Origin of the sequence: Vibrio sp. SBT000027 (assembly GCF_963894355.1) — a bacterium.
GTDB classification, from domain to species: Bacteria; Pseudomonadota; Gammaproteobacteria; order Enterobacterales; family Vibrionaceae; genus Vibrio; species Vibrio splendidus.
Genome location: NZ_CAWQGD010000004.1, coordinates 144,367 through 171,173, shown reverse-complemented (window position 1 = coordinate 171,173; position 26,807 = coordinate 144,367). Strand labels below are relative to the sequence as shown.

The 26,807-nt window shown below is 44.7% G+C and carries 19 protein-coding genes and 4 rRNA genes; 6 read left to right on the top strand and 17 right to left on the bottom strand.

The features are described 5' to 3' along the window. Window positions 1-409: 409 nt before the first annotated feature. From AACU28_RS10680 to dusA, 11 genes are all read right to left on the bottom strand, one after another. Window positions 410-1,966, bottom strand: a 16S ribosomal RNA gene (locus AACU28_RS10680). Window positions 1,967-2,377: 411 nt separating this feature from the next. Beyond that, window positions 2,378-2,493: ribosomal RNA gene (gene rrf, locus AACU28_RS10675) — 5S ribosomal RNA — on the bottom strand. A gap of 115 nt (window positions 2,494-2,608) precedes the next feature. Continuing rightward, window positions 2,609-5,500: ribosomal RNA gene (locus AACU28_RS10670) — 23S ribosomal RNA — on the bottom strand. Between the two features lie 355 nt (window positions 5,501-5,855). Next, window positions 5,856-7,410 (bottom strand): 16S ribosomal RNA (locus tag AACU28_RS10665). The 16S, 23S and 5S rRNA genes sit together here, the layout of an rRNA operon. 676 nt (window positions 7,411-8,086) lie before the next feature. Beyond that, window positions 8,087-8,863: a phosphoadenylyl-sulfate reductase gene (locus AACU28_RS10660; protein WP_017093960.1), complete on the bottom strand. Its 777-nt coding sequence runs from the start codon at window positions 8,861-8,863 to the stop codon at window positions 8,087-8,089. After that, entirely contained in the window at window positions 8,856-10,583 is a 1,728-nt protein-coding gene (gene cysI / locus AACU28_RS10655) for an assimilatory sulfite reductase (NADPH) hemoprotein subunit (protein WP_017093961.1), read from the bottom strand. The genes AACU28_RS10660 and cysI overlap by 8 nt, the downstream gene beginning before the upstream one ends. Further along, window positions 10,583-12,448, bottom strand: coding sequence for an assimilatory sulfite reductase (NADPH) flavoprotein subunit (locus AACU28_RS10650; RefSeq protein ID WP_029406238.1), 1,866 nt, complete (start codon window positions 12,446-12,448; stop codon window positions 10,583-10,585). The genes cysI and AACU28_RS10650 overlap by 1 nt, the downstream gene beginning before the upstream one ends. Before the next feature lie 123 nt (window positions 12,449-12,571). Beyond that, a complete protein-coding gene (locus AACU28_RS10645; protein WP_004735813.1) occupies window positions 12,572-12,802 on the bottom strand; it encodes a hypothetical protein in 231 nt (76 codons plus the stop codon). Between the two features lie 192 nt (window positions 12,803-12,994). Next, complete coding sequence (locus AACU28_RS10640; protein WP_017080082.1) at window positions 12,995-13,681, bottom strand: TIGR04219 family outer membrane beta-barrel protein; 687 nt, start codon at window positions 13,679-13,681, stop codon at window positions 12,995-12,997. Between the two features lie 114 nt (window positions 13,682-13,795). Continuing rightward, window positions 13,796-14,017 carry an envelope stress response protein PspG gene (gene pspG, locus AACU28_RS10635; RefSeq protein ID WP_004735816.1) on the bottom strand — a complete coding sequence of 74 codons (222 nt, stop codon included), beginning with the start codon at window positions 14,015-14,017 and terminating at the stop codon, window positions 13,796-13,798. Window positions 14,018-14,307: 290 nt separating this feature from the next. Then, complete coding sequence (dusA, locus tag AACU28_RS10630; protein WP_017080832.1) at window positions 14,308-15,309, bottom strand: tRNA dihydrouridine(20/20a) synthase DusA; 1,002 nt, start codon at window positions 15,307-15,309, stop codon at window positions 14,308-14,310. A gap of 161 nt (window positions 15,310-15,470) precedes the next feature. Here dusA and AACU28_RS10625 point away from each other — a divergent pair, with 161 nt between their 5' ends. Further along, entirely contained in the window at window positions 15,471-15,791 is a 321-nt protein-coding gene (locus tag AACU28_RS10625; RefSeq protein WP_121602931.1) for a tyrosine-type recombinase/integrase, read from the top strand. Between the two features lie 76 nt (window positions 15,792-15,867). After that, window positions 15,868-17,619: a KAP family P-loop NTPase fold protein gene (locus tag AACU28_RS10620; protein WP_121602930.1), complete on the top strand. Its 1,752-nt coding sequence runs from the start codon at window positions 15,868-15,870 to the stop codon at window positions 17,617-17,619. 20 nt (window positions 17,620-17,639) lie between these two features. Here the strand turns inward: AACU28_RS10620 and AACU28_RS10615 are convergent, their stop codons facing one another. Both AACU28_RS10615 and AACU28_RS10610 read right to left on the bottom strand, forming a co-directional pair. Next, window positions 17,640-17,798, bottom strand: a complete 159-nt coding sequence (locus AACU28_RS10615) for a hypothetical protein (protein ID WP_183091189.1) — start codon at window positions 17,796-17,798, stop codon at window positions 17,640-17,642. Further along, a complete protein-coding gene (locus AACU28_RS10610) occupies window positions 17,798-17,977 on the bottom strand; it encodes a hypothetical protein (RefSeq protein WP_121602929.1) in 180 nt (59 codons plus the stop codon). The genes AACU28_RS10615 and AACU28_RS10610 overlap by 1 nt, the downstream gene beginning before the upstream one ends. A gap of 247 nt (window positions 17,978-18,224) precedes the next feature. Between AACU28_RS10610 and zur the strand changes: the two genes are divergently transcribed. Together zur and AACU28_RS10600 are read left to right on the top strand one after the other, a co-directional pair. Beyond that, complete coding sequence (zur, locus tag AACU28_RS10605) at window positions 18,225-18,683, top strand: zinc uptake transcriptional repressor Zur (RefSeq protein ID WP_017078243.1); 459 nt, start codon at window positions 18,225-18,227, stop codon at window positions 18,681-18,683. A gap of 17 nt (window positions 18,684-18,700) precedes the next feature. After that, a complete protein-coding gene (locus AACU28_RS10600) occupies window positions 18,701-19,162 on the top strand; it encodes a chemotaxis protein CheX (protein ID WP_004735847.1) in 462 nt (153 codons plus the stop codon). Window positions 19,163-19,301: 139 nt separating this feature from the next. On the opposite strand, the gene pgi is transcribed toward AACU28_RS10600, so the two are convergent. Further along, the gene (gene pgi, locus AACU28_RS10595) at window positions 19,302-20,954 is read right to left on the bottom strand and encodes a glucose-6-phosphate isomerase (protein WP_004735848.1); all 1,653 of its coding nucleotides are present in this window, start codon (window positions 20,952-20,954) and stop codon (window positions 19,302-19,304) included. Window positions 20,955-21,280: 326 nt separating this feature from the next. Between pgi and AACU28_RS10590 the strand changes: the two genes are divergently transcribed. Then, on the top strand, window positions 21,281-21,700 hold the full coding sequence (locus tag AACU28_RS10590; protein WP_121602928.1) for a secondary thiamine-phosphate synthase enzyme YjbQ: 420 nt from the start codon (window positions 21,281-21,283) through the stop codon (window positions 21,698-21,700). A 117-nt stretch (window positions 21,701-21,817) separates the two neighbouring features. On the opposite strand, the gene AACU28_RS10585 is transcribed toward AACU28_RS10590, so the two are convergent. From AACU28_RS10585 to AACU28_RS10575, 3 genes are read right to left on the bottom strand one after another with little or no spacing between them, the layout of a single operon-like run. Beyond that, window positions 21,818-23,023, bottom strand: a complete 1,206-nt coding sequence (locus tag AACU28_RS10585; protein ID WP_102447833.1) for a BamA/TamA family outer membrane protein — start codon at window positions 23,021-23,023, stop codon at window positions 21,818-21,820. Between the two features lie 23 nt (window positions 23,024-23,046). Continuing rightward, entirely contained in the window at window positions 23,047-24,132 is a 1,086-nt protein-coding gene (gene alr, locus AACU28_RS10580; protein WP_017080826.1) for an alanine racemase, read from the bottom strand. Window positions 24,133-24,138: 6 nt separating this feature from the next. Then, window positions 24,139-25,530, bottom strand: coding sequence for a replicative DNA helicase (locus AACU28_RS10575; protein WP_004735852.1), 1,392 nt, complete (start codon window positions 25,528-25,530; stop codon window positions 24,139-24,141). Window positions 25,531-25,706: 176 nt separating this feature from the next. On the opposite strand from AACU28_RS10575, the gene AACU28_RS10570 reads away from it, so the two are divergent. Continuing rightward, complete coding sequence (locus AACU28_RS10570) at window positions 25,707-26,606, top strand: DUF481 domain-containing protein (protein ID WP_029222163.1); 900 nt, start codon at window positions 25,707-25,709, stop codon at window positions 26,604-26,606. The last annotated feature ends 201 nt before the right edge of the window (window positions 26,607-26,807 follow it).

Genomic DNA, 26,807 nt, shown 5'->3' with positions numbered 1-26,807 from the left:
AACCAAGGTTTTTGGTTGTCATCAAGAAGGGTTAATTCTTGATAACTGTTTGCCGGACTCAATTGTGAATCAAACTAAAGTTTGATTCGAATACAAGACACTTGAATGTGTTTGTTGTGTTTATCTAATGAAAGATAAACATTGAGAACTTTTAAATTTGATTGAATTACTCGTAAGTAATCAATCAGTCAGCTTTCCAAATTGTTAAAGAGCTGATTCATAATGAACCATTTTTAAATACTCTGATAAAAGAATACTTAAAGATGGTACCTAGGGGATCGAACCCTGTTACCGCCGTGTATTAAGGGCGGTGTCAACAGGCCTCTAGACGAACGTGGTACAACTAGTATCTCTTTTACTTTCTAAACCTAATCAATCTGTGTGGACACTCATCGTGACTATCTTCGTATAAGGAGGTGATCCAGCCCCAGGTTCCCCTAGGGCTACCTTGTTACGACTTCACCCCAGTCATGAACCACAAAGTGGTGAGCGTCCTCCCCGAAAGGTTAAACTACCCACTTCTTTTGCAGCCCACTCCCATGGTGTGACGGGCGGTGTGTACAAGGCCCGGGAACGTATTCACCGTGACATTCTGATTCACGATTACTAGCGATTCCGACTTCATGGAGTCGAGTTGCAGACTCCAATCCGGACTACGACGCACTTTTTTGGGATTCGCTCACTATCGCTAGCTTGCTGCCCTCTGTATGCGCCATTGTAGCACGTGTGTAGCCCTACTCGTAAGGGCCATGATGACTTGACGTCGTCCCCACCTTCCTCCGGTTTATCACCGGCAGTCTCCCTGGAGTTCCCGACATTACTCGCTGGCAAACAAGGATAAGGGTTGCGCTCGTTGCGGGACTTAACCCAACATTTCACAACACGAGCTGACGACAGCCATGCAGCACCTGTCTCAGAGCTCCCGAAGGCACACCTGCGTCTCCGCTGGCTTCTCTGGATGTCAAGAGTAGGTAAGGTTCTTCGCGTTGCATCGAATTAAACCACATGCTCCACCGCTTGTGCGGGCCCCCCGTCAATTCATTTGAGTTTTAATCTTGCGACCGTACTCCCCAGGCGGTCTACTTAACGCGTTAGCTCCGAAAGCCACGGCTCAAGGCCACAACCTCCAAGTAGACATCGTTTACGGCGTGGACTACCAGGGTATCTAATCCTGTTTGCTCCCCACGCTTTCGCATCTGAGTGTCAGTGTCTGTCCAGGGGGCCGCCTTCGCCACTGGTATTCCTTCAGATCTCTACGCATTTCACCGCTACACCTGAAATTCTACCCCCCTCTACAGCACTCTAGTTCACCAGTTTCAAATGCAGTTCCGAGGTTGAGCCCCGGGCTTTCACATCTGACTTAATGAACCACCTGCATGCGCTTTACGCCCAGTAATTCCGATTAACGCTCGCACCCTCCGTATTACCGCGGCTGCTGGCACGGAGTTAGCCGGTGCTTCTTCTGTTGCTAACGTCAAGAGATAGCGCTATTAACACTACCCCCTTCCTCACAACTGAAAGTACTTTACAACCCGAAGGCCTTCTTCATACACGCGGCATGGCTGCATCAGGCTTTCGCCCATTGTGCAATATTCCCCACTGCTGCCTCCCGTAGGAGTCTGGACCGTGTCTCAGTTCCAGTGTGGCTGATCATCCTCTCAGACCAGCTAGGGATCGTCGCCTTGGTGAGCCATTACCTCACCAACTAGCTAATCCCACCTAGGCATATCTTGACGCGAGAGGTCCGAAGATCCCCCTCTTTGGCCCGTAGGCATTATGCGGTATTAGCCATCGTTTCCAATGGTTATCCCCCACATCAAGGCAATTTCCTAGGTATTACTCACCCGTCCGCCGCTCGACGCCCAACAAATCCTCCGAAGATTCAATATTGTCGTTTCCGCTCGACTTGCATGTGTTAGGCCTGCCGCCAGCGTTCAATCTGAGCCATGATCAAACTCTTCAATTTAAGATTTTGTGACTCAACGAATACTGACTTCAAAACTAATATTTACCGAAGTAAACATGTAATTCTAAAGCTATTACCATTCCAACAGAATGGTAATGAATTGACTGTGCCAAAATTAAGTAAACTTAACTTTGTATTGGTCACTCAGTTCATTGAAATCAAGTTTGTTACCGAAGTAACTGTTACTACCTAAGTAATAACGTTTTGATATTCATCAACGAGTGCCCACACAGATTGATAGGTTTAAATTGTTAAAGAGCGTGCTCTCTAAAAAGAGAACGCTTTCAGTGCCTTAGCACTTAAGCAGGACGCGTATAATACGCTTTCCACTTTGAAAGTCAACATAAAACTCTAAGAAAACTTAGAACTCTATGGTGACTTGTCTATTAAATAGACAAAGTCGAAATTAAAGCCTGGCGATGTCCTACTCTCACATGGGGAAGCCCCACACTACCATCGGCGCTATTGTGTTTCACTTCTGAGTTCGGCATGGAATCAGGTGGGTCCACAATGCTATGGTCGCCAAGCAAATTTTAAAATTCGGAAAGCTGCTTCTCTATTTAATAGAACTTTAAAAGTATTTCTCTTCAAACGCATTCAAGGTCTGGTACATCTGAGTCCACAAAACCCCTTGGGTGTTGTATGGTTAAGCCTCACGGGCAATTAGTACAGGTTAGCTCAATGCCTCGCAGCACTTACACACCCTGCCTATCAACGTCGTAGTCTACGACAACCCTTTAGGACACTTATAGTGCCAGGGAAAACTCATCTCAAGGCTCGCTTCCCGCTTAGATGCTTTCAGCGGTTATCGATTCCGAACTTAGCTACCGGGCAATGCCATTGGCATGACAACCCGAACACCAGAGGTTCGTCCACTCCGGTCCTCTCGTACTAGGAGCAGCCCCTTTCAATTTTCCAACGCCCACGGCAGATAGGGACCGAACTGTCTCACGACGTTCTAAACCCAGCTCGCGTACCACTTTAAATGGCGAACAGCCATACCCTTGGGACCGACTTCAGCCCCAGGATGTGATGAGCCGACATCGAGGTGCCAAACACCGCCGTCGATATGAACTCTTGGGCGGTATCAGCCTGTTATCCCCGGAGTACCTTTTATCCGTTGAGCGATGGCCCTTCCATTCAGAACCACCGGATCACTATGACCTGCTTTCGCACCTGCTCGAATTGTCATTCTCGCAGTCAAGCGGCTTATGCCATTGCACTAACCACACGATGTCCAACCGTGTTTAGCCCACCTTCGTGCTCCTCCGTTACTCTTTGGGAGGAGACCGCCCCAGTCAAACTACCCACCAGGCACTGTCCGTAATCCCGATTCAGGGACCAACGTTAGAACATCAAAACTACAAGGGTGGTATTTCAAGGACGACTCCATCACATCTAGCGACGCAATTTCATAGTCTCCCACCTATCCTACACATGTAGGTTCAATGTTCAGTGCCAAGCTGTAGTAAAGGTTCACGGGGTCTTTCCGTCTAGCCGCGGGTACACTGCATCTTCACAGCGATTTCAATTTCACTGAGTCTCGGGTGGAGACAGCGTGGCCATCATTACGCCATTCGTGCAGGTCGGAACTTACCCGACAAGGAATTTCGCTACCTTAGGACCGTTATAGTTACGGCCGCCGTTTACCGGGGCTTCGATCAAGAGCTTCGTCCGAAGACTAACCCCATCAATTAACCTTCCGGCACCGGGCAGGCGTCACACCGTATACGTCATCTTACGATTTTGCACAGTGCTGTGTTTTTAATAAACAGTTGCAGCCACCTGGTATCTGCGACTCTCGTCTGCTCCATCCGCAAGGGACTTCACTGATAAGAGCGTACCTTCTCCCGAAGTTACGGTACCATTTTGCCTAGTTCCTTCACCCGAGTTCTCTCAAGCGCCTTGGTATTCTCTACCCGACCACCTGTGTCGGTTTGGGGTACGATTCCTTACAATCTGAAGCTTAGAGGCTTTTCCTGGAAGCATGGCATCAATGACTTCACTACCGTAGTAGCTCGACATCGTATCTCAGCGTTAAGAAAGTCCGGATTTACCTAAACTTTCCGCCTACATACTTGAACCTGGACAACCGTCGCCAGGCCCACCTAGCCTTCTCCGTCCCCCCATCGCAATTGTAAGAAGTACGGGAATATTAACCCGTTTCCCATCGACTACGCCTTTCGGCCTCGCCTTAGGAGTCGACTTACCCTGCCCCGATTAACGTTGGACAGGAACCCTTGGTCTTCCGGCGAGGGAGTTTTTCACTCCCTTTATCGTTACTCATGTCAGCATTCGCACTTCTGATACCTCCAGCAGCCCTTACAGACCACCTTCAACGGCTTACAGAACGCTCCCCTACCCCACATACCCTAAGGTACGTAGCCGCAGCTTCGGTGTATAGCTTAGCCCCGTTACATCTTCCGCGCAGGCCGACTCGACCAGTGAGCTATTACGCTTTCTTTAAATGATGGCTGCTTCTAAGCCAACATCCTGGCTGTCTGAGCCTTCCCACATCGTTTCCCACTTAGCTATACTTTGGGACCTTAGCTGGCGGTCTGGGTTGTTTCCCTCTCCACGACGGACGTTAGCACCCGCCGTGTGTCTCCCGGATAGTACTTACTGGTATTCGGAGTTTGCAAAGGGTTGGTAAGTCGGGATGACCCCCTAGCCTTAACAGTGCTCTACCCCCAGTAGTATTCGTCCGAGGCGCTACCTAAATAGCTTTCGGGGAGAACCAGCTATCTCCAGGTTTGATTGGCCTTTCACCCCTAGCCACAAGTCATCCGCTAATTTTTCAACATTAGTCGGTTCGGTCCTCCAGTTGATGTTACTCAACCTTCAACCTGCCCATGGCTAGATCACCTGGTTTCGGGTCTAATCCTAGCAACTGTACGCCCAGTTAAGACTCGGTTTCCCTACGGCTCCCCTAAACGGTTAACCTTGCTACTAAAATTAAGTCGCTGACCCATTATACAAAAGGTACGCAGTCACACCACGAAGGTGCTCCTACTGCTTGTACGTACACGGTTTCAGGTTCTATTTCACTCCCCTCACAGGGGTTCTTTTCGCCTTTCCCTCACGGTACTGGTTCACTATCGGTCAGTCAGTAGTATTTAGCCTTGGAGGATGGTCCCCCCATATTCAGACAGGATATCACGTGTCCCGCCCTACTCGTTTTCACTGATTATGATGTGTCGGTTACGGGGCTATCACCCTTTATTGCGAGACTTTCCAGACTCTTCACCTGCATCATTAAAAGCTTAAGGGCTAATCCAATTTCGCTCGCCGCTACTTTCGGAATCTCGGTTGATTTCTCTTCCTCGGGGTACTTAGATGTTTCAGTTCCCCCGGTTTGCCTCCTGTTGCTATGTATTCACAACAGGATACTTGCTTATGCAAGTGGGTTTCCCCATTCAGGAATCCCAGACTCAAAAGGTTATTACTACCTAATCTGGGCTTATCGCAAGTTATTACGCCTTTCATCGCCTCTGACTGCCAAGGCATCCACCGTGTACGCTTAGTCACTTAACCATACAACCCGAAAGGGTCTTAGCGTATGGCAACTAACCAAGGTTTTTGGTTGTCATCAAGAAGGGTTAATTCCTGATAACTGTTTGCCGGACTCAATTGTGAATCAAACTAAAGTTTGATTCGAATACAAGACACTTGAATGTGTTTGTTGTGTTTACCTAATGAAAGATAAACATTGAGAACTTTTAAATTTGATTGAATTACTCGTAAGTAATCAATCAGTCAGCTTTCCAAATTGTTAAAGAGCATAAAGCAAAAAGCTTTAATCAATAACTTACGTTATTAATTAAAGCTCTGGCTTTAACTAAATCTAAACCATCAATCTGTGTGGACACTCATCGTGACTATCTTCGTATAAGGAGGTGATCCAGCCCCAGGTTCCCCTAGGGCTACCTTGTTACGACTTCACCCCAGTCATGAACCACAAAGTGGTGAGCGTCCTCCCCGAAAGGTTAAACTACCCACTTCTTTTGCAGCCCACTCCCATGGTGTGACGGGCGGTGTGTACAAGGCCCGGGAACGTATTCACCGTGACATTCTGATTCACGATTACTAGCGATTCCGACTTCATGGAGTCGAGTTGCAGACTCCAATCCGGACTACGACGCACTTTTTGGGATTCGCTCACTATCGCTAGCTTGCTGCCCTCTGTATGCGCCATTGTAGCACGTGTGTAGCCCTACTCGTAAGGGCCATGATGACTTGACGTCGTCCCCACCTTCCTCCGGTTTATCACCGGCAGTCTCCCTGGAGTTCCCGACATTACTCGCTGGCAAACAAGGATAAGGGTTGCGCTCGTTGCGGGACTTAACCCAACATTTCACAACACGAGCTGACGACAGCCATGCAGCACCTGTCTCAGAGCTCCCGAAGGCACACCTGTGTCTCCACTGGCTTCTCTGGATGTCAAGAGTAGGTAAGGTTCTTCGCGTTGCATCGAATTAAACCACATGCTCCACCGCTTGTGCGGGCCCCCGTCAATTCATTTGAGTTTTAATCTTGCGACCGTACTCCCCAGGCGGTCTACTTAACGCGTTAGCTCCGAAAGCCACGGCTCAAGGCCACAACCTCCAAGTAGACATCGTTTACGGCGTGGACTACCAGGGTATCTAATCCTGTTTGCTCCCCACGCTTTCGCATCTGAGTGTCAGTGTCTGTCCAGGGGGCCGCCTTCGCCACTGGTATTCCTTCAGATCTCTACGCATTTCACCGCTACACCTGAAATTCTACCCCCCTCTACAGCACTCTAGTTCACCAGTTTCAAATGCAGTTCCGAGGTTGAGCCCCGGGCTTTCACATCTGACTTAATGAACCACCTGCATGCGCTTTACGCCCAGTAATTCCGATTAACGCTCGCACCCTCCGTATTACCGCGGCTGCTGGCACGGAGTTAGCCGGTGCTTCTTCTGTTGCTAACGTCAAGAGATAACGCTATTAACGTTACCCCCTTCCTCACAACTGAAAGTACTTTACAACCCGAAGGCCTTCTTCATACACGCGGCATGGCTGCATCAGGCTTTCGCCCATTGTGCAATATTCCCCACTGCTGCCTCCCGTAGGAGTCTGGACCGTGTCTCAGTTCCAGTGTGGCTGATCATCCTCTCAGACCAGCTAGGGATCGTCGCCTTGGTGAGCCATTACCTCACCAACTAGCTAATCCCACCTAGGCATATCTTGACGCGAGAGGTCCGAAGATCCCCCTCTTTGGCCCGTAGGCATTATGCGGTATTAGCCATCGTTTCCAATGGTTATCCCCCACATCAAGGCAATTTCCTAGGCATTACTCACCCGTCCGCCGCTCGACGCCCAACAAATCCTCCGAAGATTCAATGTTGTCGTTTCCGCTCGACTTGCATGTGTTAGGCCTGCCGCCAGCGTTCAATCTGAGCCATGATCAAACTCTTCAATTTAAGATTTTGTCGGCTCAATGAATACTGACTTCAAAACTACAAAAAGTAATTCTAAAGCTATTATCTTTCCAACAGAAAGATAATGAATTGACTGTGCCAAATACTTTCTTTCTACAAGAGAAAGTAGTTATTCGTATTGGTCACTCAGTTCATTGAAACCAAAGTTGATTCCGAGGAATCTGTTTTACTTCTCTTAATTAAAAGGGAAGATAAAACGTTTTGATATTCATCAACGAGTGCCCACACAGATTGATAGGTTTAAATTGTTAAAGAGCTTCTCTTCGTTGTGACTTACATCACTTCGGAAGAGGCGGCCATTCTAGCGTTTTAATTCTCAGTGTCAAACACTTTTGAAAATTAATTTCTACTTTTAAAAAGTAGAAGCGAATAATCGCTTAAAGCTAGTTGCCTTACTAACATTCTTCGCTGAAGCCTTGTGGCGTCTACCGTGTCAGTGAGGCGGCATTATAGAGATGTTCCTCACATTGGCAAGTGTTTATTAAAGAAAAATGTAAAAATAACGGTTAGATGACGAATAAACACTCAAAGCCTTATTTATGCAAGTTTAACTACAAAGTACCTACAGAATAACCACAGACTTATCCACAATTGCTCTAATTTTCATCCTAGAAAACAAAAAAGCTGCCTTATGGCAGCTTTTTAAATGGCAATGAGTCTAAATCCCAGAGCCATATTGCTCTCCATCGTCTTCATGGAGACCACATTCTCGTTTTAGACCATTAAAACGGGTTTCTTCTTCAGTCATACCCGGTTCCCATTTCTTAGTCGTATGAGTATCCCCAACAGAAAGGTACCCCTGCTCGCGAAGTGGGTGGTAACTGAGACCATGATCTTCTAAGTAATAATGAACATCTTTATTTGTCCAATCAATTACTGGCAAGAACTTAAACACACCATTTTGGATAGATAAGATAGGCAAGTTTGCACGCGATTGAGATTGCTCTCTTCTCAACCCAGAAAACCAAGTGCCCGCCTCGAGCTCATCCAGCGCTCTTCTCATCGGTTCAACTTTATTAAGCTTGTTGTACTTCTCTATCCCTTCTATACCTTGATCCCAAAGTTTGCCATATTGCGCTTCTTGCCAATTAGGGCTCTGCTGAGAACGAAAGACTTGAAGGTTTAGAGTCAACTTCTGACTTAACTCATCGATAAAGCGATACGTTTCCGGGAATAGATACCCAGTGTCCGTAAGAATAACCGGAATATCGGGTTTTGCTTGAGTCACTAAGTGCAGCATCAACGCCGCTTGGATTCCGAAACTAGAAGACACAACATGTGTCCCTTCTAAATGTTCTAGTGCCCACTTAACTCTTTCTAATGCGGTTAGCTGCTCTAACTCAGCATTGATTTGTCCAAGACGAAGTATTTGCTCCGTCTTAGTCAATGCGAGTAGCTCTGCTAACTTCAGTTTTGAAGCGACAGAATTATGCATGCAGATCCCTCTTTGAAATGATCACCTCTTCGATGATGCCAGCTCGGATTGTAAAATCACCGAACCCTTCATTGTCGTTACGTTCCGTAGCCCAACGTCCCACCAGCGAATCAATCTCTTCTAAGATCTGAGCAGAAGTGATGTTCTCTTTATACATCTTCGGGATACGAGTTCCGGCTTTGTTGCCACCTAAGTGCATGTTGTAACGCCCCGGCGCCTTACCGACTAAACCCAACTCAGCCAACATTGCACGACCACAGCCGTTTGGACAACCCGTGATGCGAAGGATGATGTTATCTTCTTCTGGTAATCCGTGTTTCTTCAGAATGTCTTCAACATCCGTTACAAACTCAGGAAGAAAACGCTCAGCTTCTGCCATTGCTAAAGGACATGTTGGGAATGCCACACAAGCCATTGAGTTTTTACGCTGCTCGGAAACGGCATCATCCATCAGACCGTATTGACGTGCCAGTTTTTCAATTTTTGCCTTTTGGCTCTTAGGTACACCGGCAACAATGAGGTTTTGGTTCGCTGTCATTCGGAAGTCACCTTTGTGGACCTTCGCTATTTCAGCAACACCTGTTTTCAGCGCTTTCCCAGGGAAATCAAGTAAACGACCATTTTCGATGAATAACGCTAAGTGGTGCTTACCATCAATGCCTTCCGCCCAACCGATACGGTCGCCACGGCCAGTAAACTCATAAGGACGGCTTTCAGAAAACTCAACGCCTGCACGTTTTTCTACTTCTGCTTTGAATACATCAATACCAACACGGTCTAATGTGTATTTGGTTTTTGCGTTCTTACGGTTCGAACGGTTACCCCAATCACGCTGAGTTGTTACCACCGCCGCTGCTACATCTAACGTTTTATCTAATGGCACAAAACCGAAATCGTCAGCTTTACGTGCATAAGTAGAAGTATCGCCGTGCGTCATTGCAAGACCACCGCCCACTAATACGTTAAAGCCCACCAGCTTTCCGTCTTTAGCAATCGCGATGAAGTTAAGATCGTTAGCATGAACATCTACGTCATTTTGCGGAGGAATTACAACCGTCGTCTTGAACTTACGTGGTAAGTAGTTGCTACCTAAGATAGGTTCTTCGTCCGTTGTTGCTAGCTTTTCACCATCTAACCAGATTTCTGCATAAGCACGAGTCTTAGGTAATAGATGTTCACTGATCTTTTTCGCCCACTCGTAGGCTTCTTGATGGAGCTCAGACTCAACCGGGTTTGTGGTACACAAAACATTTCGGTTTACGTCACCCGCCGTCGCAATGGAATCAATACCAATACTGTTTAGTGTTTGGTGCATTAACTTAATGTTCGGCTTCAACACACCGTGAAACTGGAAAGTTTGACGAGTTGTGAGACGGATAGAACCATAAGAGGTGCTTTCATCTGCGAATTTATCAATCGCGAGCCACTGCTTCGGAGTGATGATCCCGCCAGGCATACGAGCACGCAGCATGACATTATGTAAAGGTTCTAACTTTTGCTTGGTACGTTCGTTACGAATATCACGGTCGTCTTGTTGATACATACCGTGGAAGCGGATCAACTGAAAGTTATCAGCAGTAAAGCCACCCGTAATTCTGTCTTGGAGATCTTGTTCAATCGTACCGCGAAGATTTTTACTTTCACGCTTAAGACGTTCATTGTCAGCCAAAGGTCCCAGTACTTGACCTAGCACTTCTTGCTCGATTACTTGCTTGCTCATTAGTACACATCCCTTTGGTAACGTTTCGCTTTACGTAAGTCATTAATATATTGTTCAGCTTGCTCGCGGCTCTGATTGCCATGTTTTTCCGCAATTGTAACTAACGCTTCATGAACATCTTTCGCCATTCGAGTCGCATCGCCACATACATAAAGGTACGCGCCCTCTTGAAGCCATTGCCAAACCTGAGCCGCTTGTTCGATTAAGCGATCTTGAACATAAACCTTTTCTTTTTGGTCACGACTAAAGGCAACATCAAGCTTGGTTAGCGCACCAGACTTAAGGTACTTCTGCCATTCAACTTGATATAAGAAATCTTGAGTGAAAGTTCGGTCACCAAAGAACAGCCAGCTTTTGCCTTCAGCATCATTGTTTTCACGCTCTTGAACAAAACTGCGGAACGGTGCGATACCGGTACCCGGGCCGACCATGATGATTGGTGTATTGTCGTCTTGTGGTAATTTGAAGTTATTGTTGTTCTCAACAAACACCTTCACTTCACCACCTTCTTCAAGACGTTGAGCTAAGAAGCTAGAAGCTCCGCCTAAACGAGACTCTTCGCCTTTTTGATATTCAACGAGACCAACTGTTAAGTGAACCTCTTCATCTACTTCTGCTTGGCTTGATGCAATAGAATAGAGACGCGGTGTCAGCTTACGCAGTAGACCAATCAATTCATCAGCCGATAGCTTAGTTTTCTTCTCAGCTAAAACATCGACAACTTGAGTATTACCCGCGTATTCACGAAGCTTGTCTTTATCTTCCACCAGCTTGATTAACTTCTTGCTGCCCGAAAGCTCAGCAAACTTAGTCACAAGTTGAGGATTTGAAGATGTAATCTCGAATTTACTGACGAGTGCGCTGTGGATAGATAAGTTGTCACCATCGACATCAACACTTTCGATACCAGACAACCCAACCTTAGAAAGGATCTGATTAGCGAGCTCTGAACTGTTTTCAAACCATACGCCTAGCGCATCACCCGGTTGGTAAGTAATACCCGACTCATCAAGATCAATCTCGATGTGACGAACATCTTTGCCCGAATCACGACCAGTGATCTTTTGGCTCGTCAATAGTGTCGCGGTATATGGATTTTGTTTAGTGTATTGCGAATGACCGGCAGCCGCTTGACCTACTGGTAATTGGACCACATCGGCTTCAGTACCTGTCGATAGCGTCTCTTTTACTTGCTCTAATGCTTTAGCGCGCCATTCCGTTGCTGATTCTTCGTAATCAACATCACAATCAAGACGGTCGACAAACGATTTAGCACCAAGCTTAGCGAGGAAATTATCGAAATCTTTAGCCGTTTGGCAGAAGAACTCATAGCTTGAGTCACCTAAACCAATCACACCGTATTGTAGGTTTGATAATTTTGGCGCTTTCTTCGATTGTAGGAATTCATGCAACTCAATAGCGTTATCAGGGGCTTCGCCCTCACCATTGGTTGAAGCCACAAAAATGACGTGTGTCTCTTTGGCTAGGTTCTTACCTTTATAATCACTTGCATCGAAAAGCTCGACAGCAATACCTAAGGCTTTAGCTTCTGCCTCAAGCGATTCAGCGACGCCTTTAGCATTACCTGTTTGAGATGCGAAGATAATGCTGAGCTTACCCGCTGGCTTAGCCGCTACTGCAGCAGCCGCTTGAGCGATTGGCGCAGCTGCACCGACAGGCTGAGCTTGGCTCACTCCCCAAAGGTAACCACTGACCCATGCCAGTTGTTGTGAAGATAACTCAGAAACAGTGTGTTGAAGATGACCCAATTGTTGGTCATTAAGTGGTGCTGCTAGCCCAGGTAACTCATTAGCCCCAGACTGTGCATTATTATTTTGTGAAGACTCTTTCTTATTTAAAGACATGGTCACGACATCCCTAATCATTGCGTGACGATAGATTAACCACTCCTTTTAATAACAAGAAAGAATAGAAAAGTATGTTTTATAACTTTTTGGAAGTAAAAACCGATTGAAACGTAAATTGACTTACTGGTTTTCAATACGCACTTGCTGAAAGCCAACCGCCATTGCCGATTTAGATGCTAGGTCTAAATCCGCGTAATGGCACTCTTCACCATGAACATCAGTAAGCAGAACAAAGCCACCTCCCATATGGCGAAACTCCACAACCCAAGACCCTTCTTGAATTGAGGGCTCTATGATCGCTTCAACTAACAGGTTTTCTCTATATAAATTTCGTAATTCATTGAGTGTCATATTCCATCCCTTGCTTTGACCTCACAACATAGACCTTATAAGAATAGACGCTAATTAGCTCTCTGTATAAAGGATGGTCGAAAGTGATGAATGTGCTAACTAATTCCAGAAGGATATAACCAATAGATATAAAAAAACGCCACTTAATAAAGTGGCGTTCTCAAAATTCGTTCTAAATTTGCTTTATATGGCCTAGAAGCGCACTTCAGCGCCAGCAAACCAGCCATCAACCATGACAAACTCTTTGCCAACCTCTGAAGAGAAGAACTCTTCCGAATCAAGGTCGATCACGCGGTAACCACCACGCAGTGCTACTTCAGTTTCTGCTACAGGAATTCGGTACTGAACACCCGCCATCAAATCCGTGCTCTTAATACCACTGCTATCACCGAACTCCATCGTACCAATGATATCGAAATTGGTCTCAGGAACGTTGATCTCTGCGTTACCGTAGAAGCTCCAAGTGAATTCATCAAAGCTTGTTTGAGTGCCATTTTGAGGCTCGATGTAATTCGAGTTTGAATACTGAGTAAACGTCACACCCGCATCGAAGTTCATCAGCTTGTGATCTAACAACGTGTAATAGAAGGTGTAGTCGTACTTATCGAAAGCCAATGAATCTGCATCAACAGAAGTATAGCGAAAGCTAGCGTTTGGTAGCATCGGGGCATTATGCTCAAATGCGAAATACAACGAAGGTGAGTTAGAATCATCATCTTGTCTAACTTCGTTTAGCTTTGTACTTCCCCACCACATATCGGCACCGACTTTAGCCGTGTAAGAAAACTCTTCTTCAGCAGACACTGCCGAGCTTAAAGATAGCATTCCCACTAAAGCAATTAATGGCATTTTATTCATTTGAGATAGCTCCAATTCCATATCGTTGTGCTAATTGTATGCACATTCATAGATTATTGGGGAAAATTCTATCACACATCTTAAATTCTCAAACGATAAACCGCTGACGATCAAAGATTTGACGACACCATGACCTTAGTAACGTCTTTGGTTAGAACTGTGTACAAAGTTTTTGAAAAACCAGATACCCAATGCAATTACAATTAACCAAGGCAGCAACTTAAACACAACCCCCATCATACCCAAGACCAACATGACGACTAACGCGATTCCGGTTGCAGCCAATACCGTCATAAACGTGATACCAGTGACAAGTAGAGTTGCGACGAAAATAAGAACAAAGATTAATTCAAACATAATGGTCTCCCTAATGAGTTAATGACCTATCTTTCCTACCTTCTAACATTGCAGCTTCCATACCAAGTTAGTAAAACCAATAAAACCCTTACTTATCAGGTAAATAAAAAGCCACACATCTAAATGCGTGGCTTTTAAAGAAACTATCAATGGCAAATTTAGCCTCTAGTGGCGAATTTAACCTTAAGTTTTAAGCTTTAGTTTTTAAGCTTAGGTTTTTAAGCTTGGTTTTTTAACCTTAAGTTTCTAACCTTGGGCTTTTAAGCTCGAACTTTTAACCTCGAGGGAGGTTATACGTTTAGTTCTTTAGGGATCTTAGCCAATGCTGTCTGCATCACTTCGATACCTGCACCTTTCTTATGTGCGTTTTCACTGATGTAACGACGCCATTGTCTTGCGCCCGGCATGCTTTGGAACAAACCAAGCATATGACGAGAGATGTGTCCTAAGCTTGCACCATTTGAAAGCTCACGCTCAATGTACGGGTACATTTCTTCAACCACTTGTGAGCGCTTCTTGATTGGCGTGTCTAAACCAAAGATCTGCTGATCAACTTCAGCCAAGATAAACGGGCTATGGTAAGCCTCACGACCGATCATCACACCATCAAGGTGTTGCAAGTGCTCTTTAGTTTGCTCAAGAGTAGTAACGCCACCATTCACGGCAATCACAAGATCAGAGAAATCTTTCTTGATTTGGTATGCACGATCATAATCTAGCGGTGGAATCTCTCGGTTCTCTTTCGGGCTAAGGCCACTCAACCATGCTTTACGCGCATGAATAGTAAATTGCTCACAGCCGCCTTTTTCAGAAACCGTCGAAACAAACTTAGTTAAGAACTCATAAGAGTCTTGGTCGTCGATACCAATACGCGTTTTCACGGTAATTGGAATATCAGTGACTTCTTTCATCGCCGACACACAATCCGCCACCAGCTCAGGCTCAGCCATTAGGCAAGCACCAAAGCGACCATTCTGAACTCGGTCGGAAGGGCAACCGACATTAAGGTTGATTTCATCATAGCCACGCTCACCAGCAAGCTTGGCACACGCCGCCAGATCAACCGGGTTTGAACCGCCGAGTTGAAGTGCAAGAGGATGTTCTTGCTCGTTATATTCTAGAAAGTCGCCCTTACCATGTAAGATCGCACCCGTTGTTATCATTTCCGTGTACAGAAGCGTCTGCTGAGAAAGCAAACGGTGAAAGTAACGACAGTGGCGGTCAGTCCAATCCAACATGGGTGCAACGGATAAGCGGTTAGCCGCGTATTTACTGGTATTGTCAGGTTTCATAAAACGTTACTCAAAATCTATACACTGCATATATATACAGAAACTCGCTAGTTCTGCCGCAAACTCACCCGTTCAGTACGCCTATAGTACGTATTGATGAAGTGAAACGAAGGCATCTAGCATTAAAAAGAACACTTCAAAGCGGTGAATCACGCTTCACAGTGGACATTGTAGTCAAAAATAATTGGGCGATTATACACAGGGAATCGAAAACATTCAGGAACAAAGACGAACTTATTTTCCCTTACAACTCACGAAGTGTTAGTGCAGGTTTGCAGCGAGTAAGAAACGAATTGGGTATTGAGGATTTGAGGTATCACGACCTACGAAGAGAGGGAGCGAGTCGCTTGTTCGAAAAAGGCTATTCGATTGAAGAGGTAGCTCAAGTTACTGGACATAGAAACTTGAATGTTTTGTGGCAGATATACACACAAATTTTTCCACATAAGCTACACAATAAAAAAGATCAGTCCATAAAATAAGCGCTTGATATAAAATTAATTGCTCAATATATTCACCTTCAAATAAACCTTACAATAATAAATGGTATAAAAATAAATGAGCCAAGACATAAAGTTAAGCTGGACTGAAGGATTGAAAGTTAACAAGGTATTTTTCCCTGAAGATAAATTAGACAGGGCAAAATATGCAACCTTTCTAACCAAGCTTCTTGCTTCACAAGGCTATGACAAAGCTAGAGAGGAAGATGAACAAAAACAAAACTATGTCCTGAATTTAAACTCTGAATGGGGTTCAGGAAAAACATACTTCCTGAAACGCTGGTCTGAAGATGTTAAAGAATTTTACCCTACTGTCTATATTGATGCTTGGCAAAAGGATTACTCTGATGACCCATTAATGACGGTAATCTCATCCATAATAGAGCAACTAAGGAAGCAAGCAGGAAAAGATAAAGATGCACCTGAGTTCAAAGTACCTAGAAAACTAATTGGTCTATTAAAGTCAGCCGCTCCAGGTATCGGTAGAGGTTTGTTCAAACGCTATGTTGGAATTGACCCAACTATGATTATGAACGCTGATGAGGATGAGGACGCTATTGGACCAATCAAAGGTGATGATGGCAAAGATGTTCTAGACGATGATGGTAAACCAATTGATATGAGCTTCGCCGCGTCCGAGGCCGTCAAGCACTTAATTGATGAGCATGATGCTAAAAGTGCCGCAATAGATAGCCTAAAGAAAAGCGTATTCGAGTGGGTTGAAGCTGTCGTCGGGCTAAAGAAAAAAAGCTTACCTGCTTTTATCTTTATCGATGAACTAGATCGCTGTAGACCAAGCTATGCAGTAGAGATGCTAGAAACTATTAAGCATATCTTTAACATAGAAGGAATTGTTTTTGTGGTTGCTACCGATACTGACCAATTACAACATGCCGTAAAAGCTGTCTATGGTGAGGGCTTTAACGCTAAAATTTATCTCGGTCGCTTCTTTAACAGCCGCTATAGCTTGAAGTCCCCGAACCTAGAAAACTTCCTTGAAGTGCACTGTGATTATAGCAAACTGTCTGGAACCTACTTTAGAGACTTGAACATTGAAGTTCTTCCCTTCAATGATGATGCAAACACCACCCTAAAAAACATATCTGTGATGTTGGATTCTTTAAAGGTTTCTGCAAGAACTGCAATACAAATTACGGATAGAGTTATAGCTACTATCTCTAACATGCCTAGAGGTTCAAAAGTTGATATTTTAATGTTAACTACATTATTATGCATACAAGAAAAAGACAGCAACCTCTTCGATGAGATCATAAGTGGCACATTTCAAAGAAAGTACCAAAAGGGTGACACCGAAAAGACAATCTACTTAGATACTTTTTTCGAGTCTTATATATCCGAACGTTCTCAAAATCGACTTTTAGAGATGTACTTTAGTCCTTCAGAATTAGTATCAGAGTATTCAGTTAATCGCTACCAACCCCTAAGAAGAAACCCTTACAGGGATGGTTGCTACCGACTAACTGTAATTGAATACCTAAAAGAAATTTTTTCTCCCCATTTTAATTCGTCGACCAACTCGATAAATCACACTATGTGGATAGGACAAAATACTTCACGCTCACAAGAGCAAACACCTACAGGAAAGATATTCAATACTCTACTGGAGAAGTATTCTAATACTCCATCAAATTCAGACAAAATTCTGTATGAATCAACAGCGCTTTGGCTGAAGTTCTTCTATATAGAAAAAAAATTCGAAACCATTGACATAGATGAATACAAGGATTTCGTTGAGTTAGCATCGCCGCTCGATTGGATGGGGCAAGAAGAATTGCCAGAAATTAGTTAACCTGCTTTGTAAAGCCCCACTTATGTGGGGCTTTTATTTTCCAACCGAGTCAAACGCTCATCCATCTTTTCCATCATTAAACGCAACCACTTAACATCGGTTTTAAGTGTAATGCCTACACCTACCCCGCTAGACAAGGCACTAACAACGGCAACAATTATTGTCTGATACTCTGCCATTACTTAAACTCATTGCGTAGGGTTTCCCATAGGCCAAATACTATTGGAGCACTTGCGCCAATAATGCCACCGAATTGAACACCATCTGCCGATAAACTCGCGGTGATAAGTTCAGGGTGACCAGCTACCAAAGCCGCTCCCGCACCCAGTAACGCTAAACCTTTCTTAGTCGATGACAAGCTAATGTCGATTGAGAGCTTTTTATTAAAAGCACCTTATTGCACATTTTTTTATAAACATATTCACCAGATCTCTAATTCAGCCTCATTAATCAGTTATGCCTTGAGTCACACTGTCATTTTGAGTTACCTTGTCTTATTCAAAGTCGTGGGTCACAATACGCTCTGTACCTGACTTTAATAGAAATCATTGGCTCCCAAAACGTAGTAACCTAGAAATAGGGTTTGAATAGGGATGTCCGATTGAATGGTGAAAAATTTGGACCACACATTAATAGAGCAAGTTGAAGGGATATGCGCATCTCGAGGCGTTAGATTAACACCTCAGAGAAAGCGAGTGTTTGAGCTCATTTTCTCTAATAAAAAAGCCTCTAGCGCTTATGAATTATTAGAGCAGTTGAAAGTCAGTGAACCGCAAGCCAAGCCTCCTACAGTTTATCGTGCTTTGGATTTCTTGTTGGAACAAGGTTTCATTCACCGAGTTGAATCAACCAATAGCTTCATATGTTGCTGTTCTTGCAATGCAAACAAACATTTCTCCCAACTACTGATCTGCGATAAATGTGGCACTGTGATAGAATTGCAAGACGATGCGCTTGTCACTCTACTCGCTAGTAACGCTGAGAAGCATGGCTTTCAATTGACCAATCATGTCATTGAATCGCATGGCATTTGCCAATCTTGCTCCTCCGAGATGAAAGAATAAGATTATAGAAGAACATTATGCGCGCTGAATTTGTAAACCCGTTTTTAGCTTCTTTGATGAATGTACTAAAAACGATGGCTTCTCTAGAATTGAAGCCACAAAAACCAAGAGTTAAGAAAGATGAGATCGCTCGTGGTGATGTATCCGGCCTAATTGGTATGGTTGGCACACAATCTCGTGGCTCAATGTCGATCACTTTTGATGAAGGTCTTGCCCTAGAAATCATGGAAAACATGTTGGGTGAACGACCAAATGGCTTGAACGAAGAAGTGACCGATATGGTGGGTGAAATCACTAATATGGTGACTGGTGGTGCAAAACGTATTCTTGCAGAAAGCGGCTTTGATTTCGACATGGCAACGCCAATCGTCGTATCAGGTAAAGGCCACACCATTCGTCATAAGTGTGAAGGAGCTATTATCATCATGCCTTTCACATCTCAGTGGGGTAACGCCTTCATCGAGATCTGTTTCGAATAGAGACAATCGAGTAAATAAAAAAACGAAAGGCTGACGTACATACGTCAGCCTTTTTTATTGCCGTAAAATCAACGGACATAAAAAACGCCAACCGAAAGGTTGGCGTTTACAGTTATTACTTGGTGTTACTTAAACAGTCTTAAGCTTTAAGCGCTTTAAATGCGTTGATTAGACCGTTAGTTGAGCTGTCGTGAGATGTTACTTGAGCATCGTCAGCAAGCTCTGGAAGAATTTGGTTTGCTAGTTGCTTACCAAGTTCTACACCCCATTGGTCGAAGCTGAAGATGTTCCAGATAACGCCTTGAACAAAGATCTTGTGCTCGTACATCGCGATTAGGTTACCTAAAGAGCGAGGGTTGATTTGCTTAACAAGAATAGAGTTCGTTGGACGGTTACCTTCAAATACTTTGAAAGGTACAAGCTCAGCCACTTCTTCAGCTGTTTTGCCAGCCGCTAGGAATTCAGCTTCCACTGTCTCTTTTGTCTTACCGAATGCTAGTGCTTCAGTTTGAGCAAAGAAGTTAGACATTAGCTTCTGGTGGTGATCAGATGCCGGGTTGTGGCTGATAGCAGGGGCAATAAAGTCTGATGGGATCAGCTTAGTGCCTTGGTGAATCAGTTGGTAGAAAGCGTGTTGGCCGTTAGTACCAGGTTCACCCCAGATGATAGGACCTGTTTGGTATTCTACTGGGTTGCCTTCACGGTCAACAAACTTACCGTTTGATTCCATGTTACCTTGCTGGAAGTAAGCAGCAAAACGGTGCATGTACTGATCGTAAGGTAGAATCGCTTCTGACTCAGCGCCATGGAAGTTGTTGTACCAAACACCAATAAGAGCAAGGATCACTGGAATGTTGCTTTCAAACTCAGTTGAAGCAAAGTGGTTATCCATCTCGTGTGCGCCGTCTAGTAGCTCAGCGAAGTTATCGAAGCCGATAGAAAGAGAGATAGAAAGGCCGATTGCAGACCATAGTGAGTAACGACCACCAACCCAGTCCCAGAATTCGAACATGTTGTCAGTATCAATACCAAACTCAGCAACTGAAGTTGCGTTAGTTGATAGCGCTGCGAAGTGCTTAGCTACGTGTGCGTCATCACCTGCTTCAGCCAGGAACCAATCACGAGCAGAGTGTGCATTCGTCATTGTTTCTTGAGTCGTAAATGTCTTAGATGCTACTAGGAACAACGTTGTTTCTGGGTTAAGAGGCTTAAGTGTCTCAACAATGTGAGTGCCATCTACGTTAGAAACGAAGTGCATGTTCAGGCGAGTTTTGTATGGCGTAAGTGCTTCAGTCACCATGTATGGACCAAGGTCCGAACCGCCGATACCGATGTTAACTACATCTGTGATCTCTTTACCTGTGTAACCTTTCCACTCACCAGAAACGATGCGGTGCGTGAACAGTTCCATTTTTGCTAGTACTGCGTTCACTGCTGGCATTACGTCTTTGCCATCAACCATTACTGGGTTGTCGCTACGGTTACGTAGAGCAGTGTGAAGTACTGAACGACCTTCAGTCTTGTTGATTGCATCACCGCCGAACATTGCTTCGATTGCAGACTTAACTTCAGTCTCGTTCGCAAGAGCAAATAGGTGCTGCATCGTTTCAGCATCGATAAGGTTCTTAGAGTAATCCACTAAGATGTCAGAACCGAAACGAGTAGAAAAGCTCTCGAAACGCTTTGCATCTTGAGCAAACAGCTCTTTCATATCCATATCTTGAGCAGACTCAAAATGTGCAGTTAGAGCTTTCCACGCTTGTGTTTGCGTTGGGTTGATATTTTTCAACATGGTATCTATCCCGATGTTACTGTAGGTTTTATTCTAAACGTCACCTGGGTGATGAATAGAACCCCCGATTAGGCGAAAGTTTATATTTTTCTGTGATGACCAAACCGCGTCACCACTGAAAGATTCTTTGTAATTTTTTTTCACGACGTATTATGCCGCATATGAAGAGCTGTACCTTGAGATAAATCAGGATTCGATTTCCTGATACAAGAATCGGTACAGACTCTAGCTCTAACATAATTAAATGTGAGCGATACCTGATAAATTCAAGTTCAAAAGATAGCGTTAAACCACTTTTTTTCCAAATACATTATAAAGGATGGCGTATGTGGATTCAGAAGACTATACACCTAAATGCACGAAAGCGTGGATTTCATCTCATTACTGATGAAATTGAACAACAGATACACGATATCAATTCTCTATCTGTTGGTTTATTACATCTTTTTATCCAACATACCTCTGCCAGCCTCACGCTAAACGAGAACGCTGATCCTACCGTCCGTGACGATATGGAGTCACACTTTAATAAGTTTGTACCTGAGCGAGCACCCTACTACAGACACACCTATGAAGGCGATGATGACATGCCAGCCCACATTAAAGCATCGACACTTGGCACCAGTGTGACAATACCAATTAGCAGTGGTCGTTTAGCTTTAGGAACATGGCAGGGCATTTACTTAGGAGAACACCGAGATTGTGGTGGAAGCCGTACGGTTATTGCGACCATTCAAGGTGAATAACCTTAAGTAGCCAGCTATAAAATATTATTAAAAACATAATGATAGAAAACAAAAAAGGGTGACACAGTTATGTGCCACCCTTTTAAAATATGAGATATTCGAGTTAGTAAAACCAGATTAGAAAGGCTGGTTTATCATGACCCTAAAGGTCCCTTCATCACCACCTCGAGCTAACTCAGCACGAACAACAATACCCTCTACTTGGAAACGAACCGCGCCGCCTAGGCTCCATTTCATATCCGAGTGCAGTGTTTTTATATCGTACTCATCCGCAACGCGCCCGACTTCGGCAAACGCGACCCATTGCCACCAAGGCAAATCGTAGTAGTTAATCAGTGGGATATCACCCAAAGGTTGCCAATCAGGAATTACTCGGTACTCAGCAGAGTAATGAACCGCAGAACGTCCGTGGTAGCGACCTCCGGTATAGCCTCGTAAGCGATATAAACCACCCAATCGAGCTTGTTCAGTTTCCGGTGGACGAGCACAATCTTGCCCAGAGCAGTTATCCCAGGTTGGCGTATCAGCAGTATAAAAATCGAGCGCCACGACTTGTTGGTCGAACAGGTCACCTAAAGGGCCTAATGCGAAGTACTGACTGTTTTGGAACGTCCACTTCAACCATAAATCATCGTTAGACCAGCTTTCTGCGCCAGTCGTGAATTCAAGGTTAGTATGAGAGCCTGTGGTTGGGTTACGCGTGCTATCACGGTTATCCCAATCCAATGCCAGACTAAAGCCTGTCGCCTCTTCAGTATTATTTAAACCTTCTAGCTCACGAGCCGTATAAAAAGGCGTGAAGATAATCGAACTGACACCCGACTCGACGGGCGAAGCAAAACTCACATCTTTGATTGGCTGAAAAGCCCCTAACAAGCCATGTTCTGCAACATTGCCCCAAGGTAGCAAATACTTGAATTCAAACTGATAGTTTTGCTCTAAGCCATCGGCAATGGTTTTATCATCAATAGATGAATCGTTGTCGCCTTGAGAGCCAATGTAATAAGGATTGTCGTTGAAGCGCGCTTGGTACATCTGAGTACTGAACAAAACATTCTCAGACAAAGCGTAGTTAAAGGCCGATAGAAAACCGACGTAACTGTCTTTGTCTGAATAAAGCGCCATACCAAACAGAGCGGCTTGAGGTTGCCAAACGCCCTTTGCGACACCCGCAACCCCAAAGGTATTGCCCAAAGTTTCAGTACTAAAATAGAAAGGGACAAAGGCTGAATCTTTTTCTTCGCTCAAGACAGAAGAAGAAAAGCTGACACTGGCTAACGCCAAGACTGACGTTAGCCAGTGTCGAGTAGTTCGCTTGAACATCATTTAGTTTACAAGATCCATAGCTACTTCACATACTCCATCGCAACACGCGAAGTCAGCTTAGTGACTAGCTCGTACGCGATAGTGCCGATATGTTCTGCTACTTCTTCTGAAGGTAAATCTTTACCCCATAATGTCGCTTCATCACCGACTTTATCTGCAGCATCAGGGCCAAGGTCAACCGTTAGCATGTCCATTGACACACGTCCTGCGATCGGTACTTTTCGTCCATTAACGAACACTGGAGTGCCGTTAGGAGCCATGCGTGGATAACCATCACCGTAACCAATCGCGATCACGCCAACCTTGGTATCACGTTCACTGGTCCAGTTAGCGCCATAACCTACGCTTTCACCCGCTTTAACATCACGAACCGCAATCAGATGTGAGGTCAGAGTCATCACAGGCTTAAAGCCAAGTTCTTGCGCTGATTTATCAGCAAAAGGCGAAACACCGTAAGAGATGATTCCCGGACGAACCCAATCAAGGTGGCTATTAGGCCAAGCCAATAGACCCGCAGAGGCAGCAAGTGAACGCTCACCTTCACAGCCGTCAGTGAGAGATAAGAAAAGCTCAGTCTGTTCAACGGTGGTTGCTCTATCAAGTTCATCAGCACAACCAAAGTGGCTCATGTAACGTAGAGGTTTGGCAACATTCGCACATTGATGCAAACGCTCAACAAAGTTTTGGTATTGCTCAGGGCGAACACCTAATCGGTGCATGCCACTGTCGACTTTAAGCCATACCACAACGGGTGTTTCCAAATCTGCATTCTCAAGCGCGCTTAATTGCTCTTCACAATGCACCACAGTTTGAATGTTATTGGTCACCAGGATGGGTAAATCACCCGAAGAGTAAAACCCTTCCAGCAACAAAATGGGTTTAACAATACCACCAGCTCGCAGTTGTAAGGCTTCTTCAATACGCGCCACACCAAAAGCATCTGAGTTCTTAGAGTGCTTGGCGATATGCAGTAAGCCGTGCCCGTAGCCATTGGCTTTCACAACCGACATAACTTTACACTGTGGAGCCTTCGATTTTATCTGATTCAAGTTATGTTCGAGCGCGTTTAAGTCAATGCTTGCCGTCGCTGCTTTCATGTAAGTCATTAGCGATTACTCATCATCAAATGCAGGGCCTGCATAGTTATCAAATCGGGAGTGTTGACCTTGGAATGTCAAACGAACCGAACCGATCGGACCGTTACGTTGCTTACCAAGGATGATCTCTGCGATGCCTTTCAATGAACTGTCTGGGTTATAAACCTCATCACGATAGATGAACATGATCAAATCGGCATCTTGCTCGATAGAACCTGATTCACGCAAATCCGAGTTAACTGGGCGTTTATCAGCACGTTGCTCTAGGGAACGGTTAAGCTGAGAAAGTGCGACAACCGGAACGTTCAGTTCTTTCGCCAACGCTTTCAATGAGCGAGAAATCTCGGCAATTTCAAGAGTACGGTTATCTGATAATGAAGGAACACGCATTAATTGAAGGTAATCTATCATGATCATAGAGATACCATCATGCTCACGAGCAATACGTCGAGCACGCGAACGCACCTCTGTTGGTGTTAAGCCCGAGCTGTCATCGATATACATATTCTTCTTATCCATCAGAATACCCATACTCGACGAAATACGAGCCCAATCTTCATCGTCTAATTGACCGGTACGAATCTTGGTTTGGTCGACACGAGAAAGTGACGCTAACATACGCATCATCAGCTGTTCGGCTGGCATCTCAAGAGAGAAGATTAACACGGGCTTATCTTGCTTCATCGCCGCGTTTTCACACAAGTTCATCGCAAAGGTGGTTTTACCCATCGATGGACGCGCAGCAACAATGATTAAGTCAGAACCCTGCAAGCCTGCAGTTTTCTTGTTGAGGTCGTTAAAGCCAGTATCGACACCTGTCACACCATCTTGTGGCGATTTATATAAGATTTCGATACGTTCTAGCGTCTTCTCGAGAATGCTATCAACGTTTTGTGGGCCTTCGTTTTCACTTGCTCGGCCTTCTGCAATCGCGAAGACTTTACTTTCAGCCAGATCAACCAGCTCTTCCGATGTACGACCTTGAGGGTCATAACCAGAATCGGCGATCTCATTCGCCACACCGATCAAGCTACGAACCAGTGCTCGCTGTGCCACGATATCTGCATACGCATTAATGTTAGCGGCACTTGGGGTGTTTTTGGCTAAGTCAGCAAGGTAAGCAAAGCCACCTACGTCTTCTAGCTGCTCACGAAGCTCTAAATGTTCAGAGAGTGTAATCAGGTCCAGAGGAGAACTTTCTTCAAGGATATCCTTTACCGCTTCAAAGATCAGACGGTGAGGACGGCTATAAAAGTCTTTGGCCACAACCTTTTCAGCAACTGTATCCCAGCGTTCGTTATCCAATAACAAACCGCCAATAACAGATTGCTCAGCTTCTAATGAATGTGGTGGGACTTTGATGGCGTCCACCTGATCGTTGGCTGATTTCTGACTTTTGGTATCCACTATGACTACACTCAATAACTAATAATGATCGTTCATTATACCCAAGAACACTCATTTGTAATCCGTTCCTAAGCGTTTGTTTTATTCTTCAGGAAGAATTTACCTATTGCTGACGGAATTAACCAAGGGTAGCATTACGATCCTGCCATTCACTCACTGTATAACTAGAGGTATGCGTGTCCAAATTATTGGCTCTGAGCACTGGTCTTCTAAGCTCTGGTCTTCTAAGCACCAGCCTTCTGAGCTCTCCGTTGGCCTTAGCTGATGATGATGCTAAAGCCTCTGTCGATGCAATCCTCGACTCTATAGTAGTTTCAGAACCTACTGTTGAGCCGATCGTCGTTGCACCGACACCTGAAAAAGATATGGATATCGCACCAAGTGATACGAGTGACACAGAACTGCCGAACCCACTCAAGACGGAAGTCGAATTTGGGTATCAGTCGCATACTGGTAATTCTGATTCACGATCGCTAAATGCCCGCCTAAACGGTGAGTATACGGCTGGCCGTCATAGAACCAGTGGCGAGTGGAAATACTACAACCTCTACAAAGACGGTGAAGAAGATAAAAGGCAATCGACTTACTCAGCTCAGAGTGACTACAAGTTAAGCCCTAAAACCTACCTCTACGGCAGCTTTAAAGGTGTCGATTCACGATACAGTGCTTACTTTAAAGACTACACAATCTCTAGTGGTTTGGGTTATCAGTTCTCGAACACTGAAGAGTTTGTGTTGGAAGTCGAAGTCGGACCGGGTTTTCGTTACCAAGAACCGAATCTCGATGAATTGGACGACGATGACATCATCTTCCCAGAGATTGTTGAAGAGGCGATTTTCCGTGGCAATGTGAATACATCATGGCAGGTGTTGAAGAATTTGCAGCTCAAGGCTGATGTGACGTTAGTATCTGGCCACAGTAACCTGAAATTTGATACTGAATTAGAAGCGATCAACGATATTACTGACAATATCGCACTGAAGATTGCTCACTCTCGTCAATACCACGATAAAGTGCCTCACGGATTAAGCAAAGAAGACTCTGTGCTGTCGATTAACCTGCTCTTTCAGTTCTAATCTCAAGAGCAATTCTAATCTCAAGAGCAATTCTAATCTCAAGAGTAGTTCTAGTCTCAAGAGTAGTTCTAGTCTCAAGAACTATTCTAATCTCAAGAGCAGTTCTAGTCTCAAGAACTATTCTAATCTCAAGAGCAGTTCTAATCTTAAGGCCACTTCTAACCTGAGAACAGCCTGTTCAGCAATAACAGCTTTTGGATC

What these genes read in the sequence shown, in the direction of transcription:
- AACU28_RS10645 (WP_004735813.1), bottom strand. Translation starts at nt 12,802, where the DNA reads ATGACACTCAATGAATTACGAAATTTATATAGAGAAAACCTGTTAGTT.
- pgi (WP_004735848.1), bottom strand. Translation starts at nt 20,954, where the DNA reads ATGTTGAAAAATATCAACCCAACGCAAACACAAGCGTGGAAAGCTCTA.
- zur (WP_017078243.1), top strand. Translation starts at nt 18,225, where the DNA reads ATGGTGAAAAATTTGGACCACACATTAATAGAGCAAGTTGAAGGGATA.
- AACU28_RS10585 (WP_102447833.1), bottom strand. Translation starts at nt 23,023, where the DNA reads ATGTTCAAGCGAACTACTCGACACTGGCTAACGTCAGTCTTGGCGTTA.
- AACU28_RS10640 (WP_017080082.1), bottom strand. Translation starts at nt 13,681, where the DNA reads ATGGAATTGGAGCTATCTCAAATGAATAAAATGCCATTAATTGCTTTA.
- pspG (WP_004735816.1), bottom strand. Translation starts at nt 14,017, where the DNA reads ATGTTTGAATTAATCTTTGTTCTTATTTTCGTCGCAACTCTACTTGTC.
- AACU28_RS10615 (WP_183091189.1), bottom strand. Translation starts at nt 17,798, where the DNA reads ATGGCAGAGTATCAGACAATAATTGTTGCCGTTGTTAGTGCCTTGTCT.
- AACU28_RS10590 (WP_121602928.1), top strand. Translation starts at nt 21,281, where the DNA reads ATGTGGATTCAGAAGACTATACACCTAAATGCACGAAAGCGTGGATTT.
- alr (WP_017080826.1), bottom strand. Translation starts at nt 24,132, where the DNA reads ATGACTTACATGAAAGCAGCGACGGCAAGCATTGACTTAAACGCGCTC.
- AACU28_RS10660 (WP_017093960.1), bottom strand. Translation starts at nt 8,863, where the DNA reads ATGCATAATTCTGTCGCTTCAAAACTGAAGTTAGCAGAGCTACTCGCA.
- dusA (WP_017080832.1), bottom strand. Translation starts at nt 15,309, where the DNA reads ATGAAACCTGACAATACCAGTAAATACGCGGCTAACCGCTTATCCGTT.
- cysI (WP_017093961.1), bottom strand. Translation starts at nt 10,583, where the DNA reads ATGAGCAAGCAAGTAATCGAGCAAGAAGTGCTAGGTCAAGTACTGGGA.
- AACU28_RS10620 (WP_121602930.1), top strand. Translation starts at nt 15,868, where the DNA reads ATGAGCCAAGACATAAAGTTAAGCTGGACTGAAGGATTGAAAGTTAAC.
- AACU28_RS10600 (WP_004735847.1), top strand. Translation starts at nt 18,701, where the DNA reads ATGCGCGCTGAATTTGTAAACCCGTTTTTAGCTTCTTTGATGAATGTA.
- AACU28_RS10650 (WP_029406238.1), bottom strand. Translation starts at nt 12,448, where the DNA reads ATGTCTTTAAATAAGAAAGAGTCTTCACAAAATAATAATGCACAGTCT.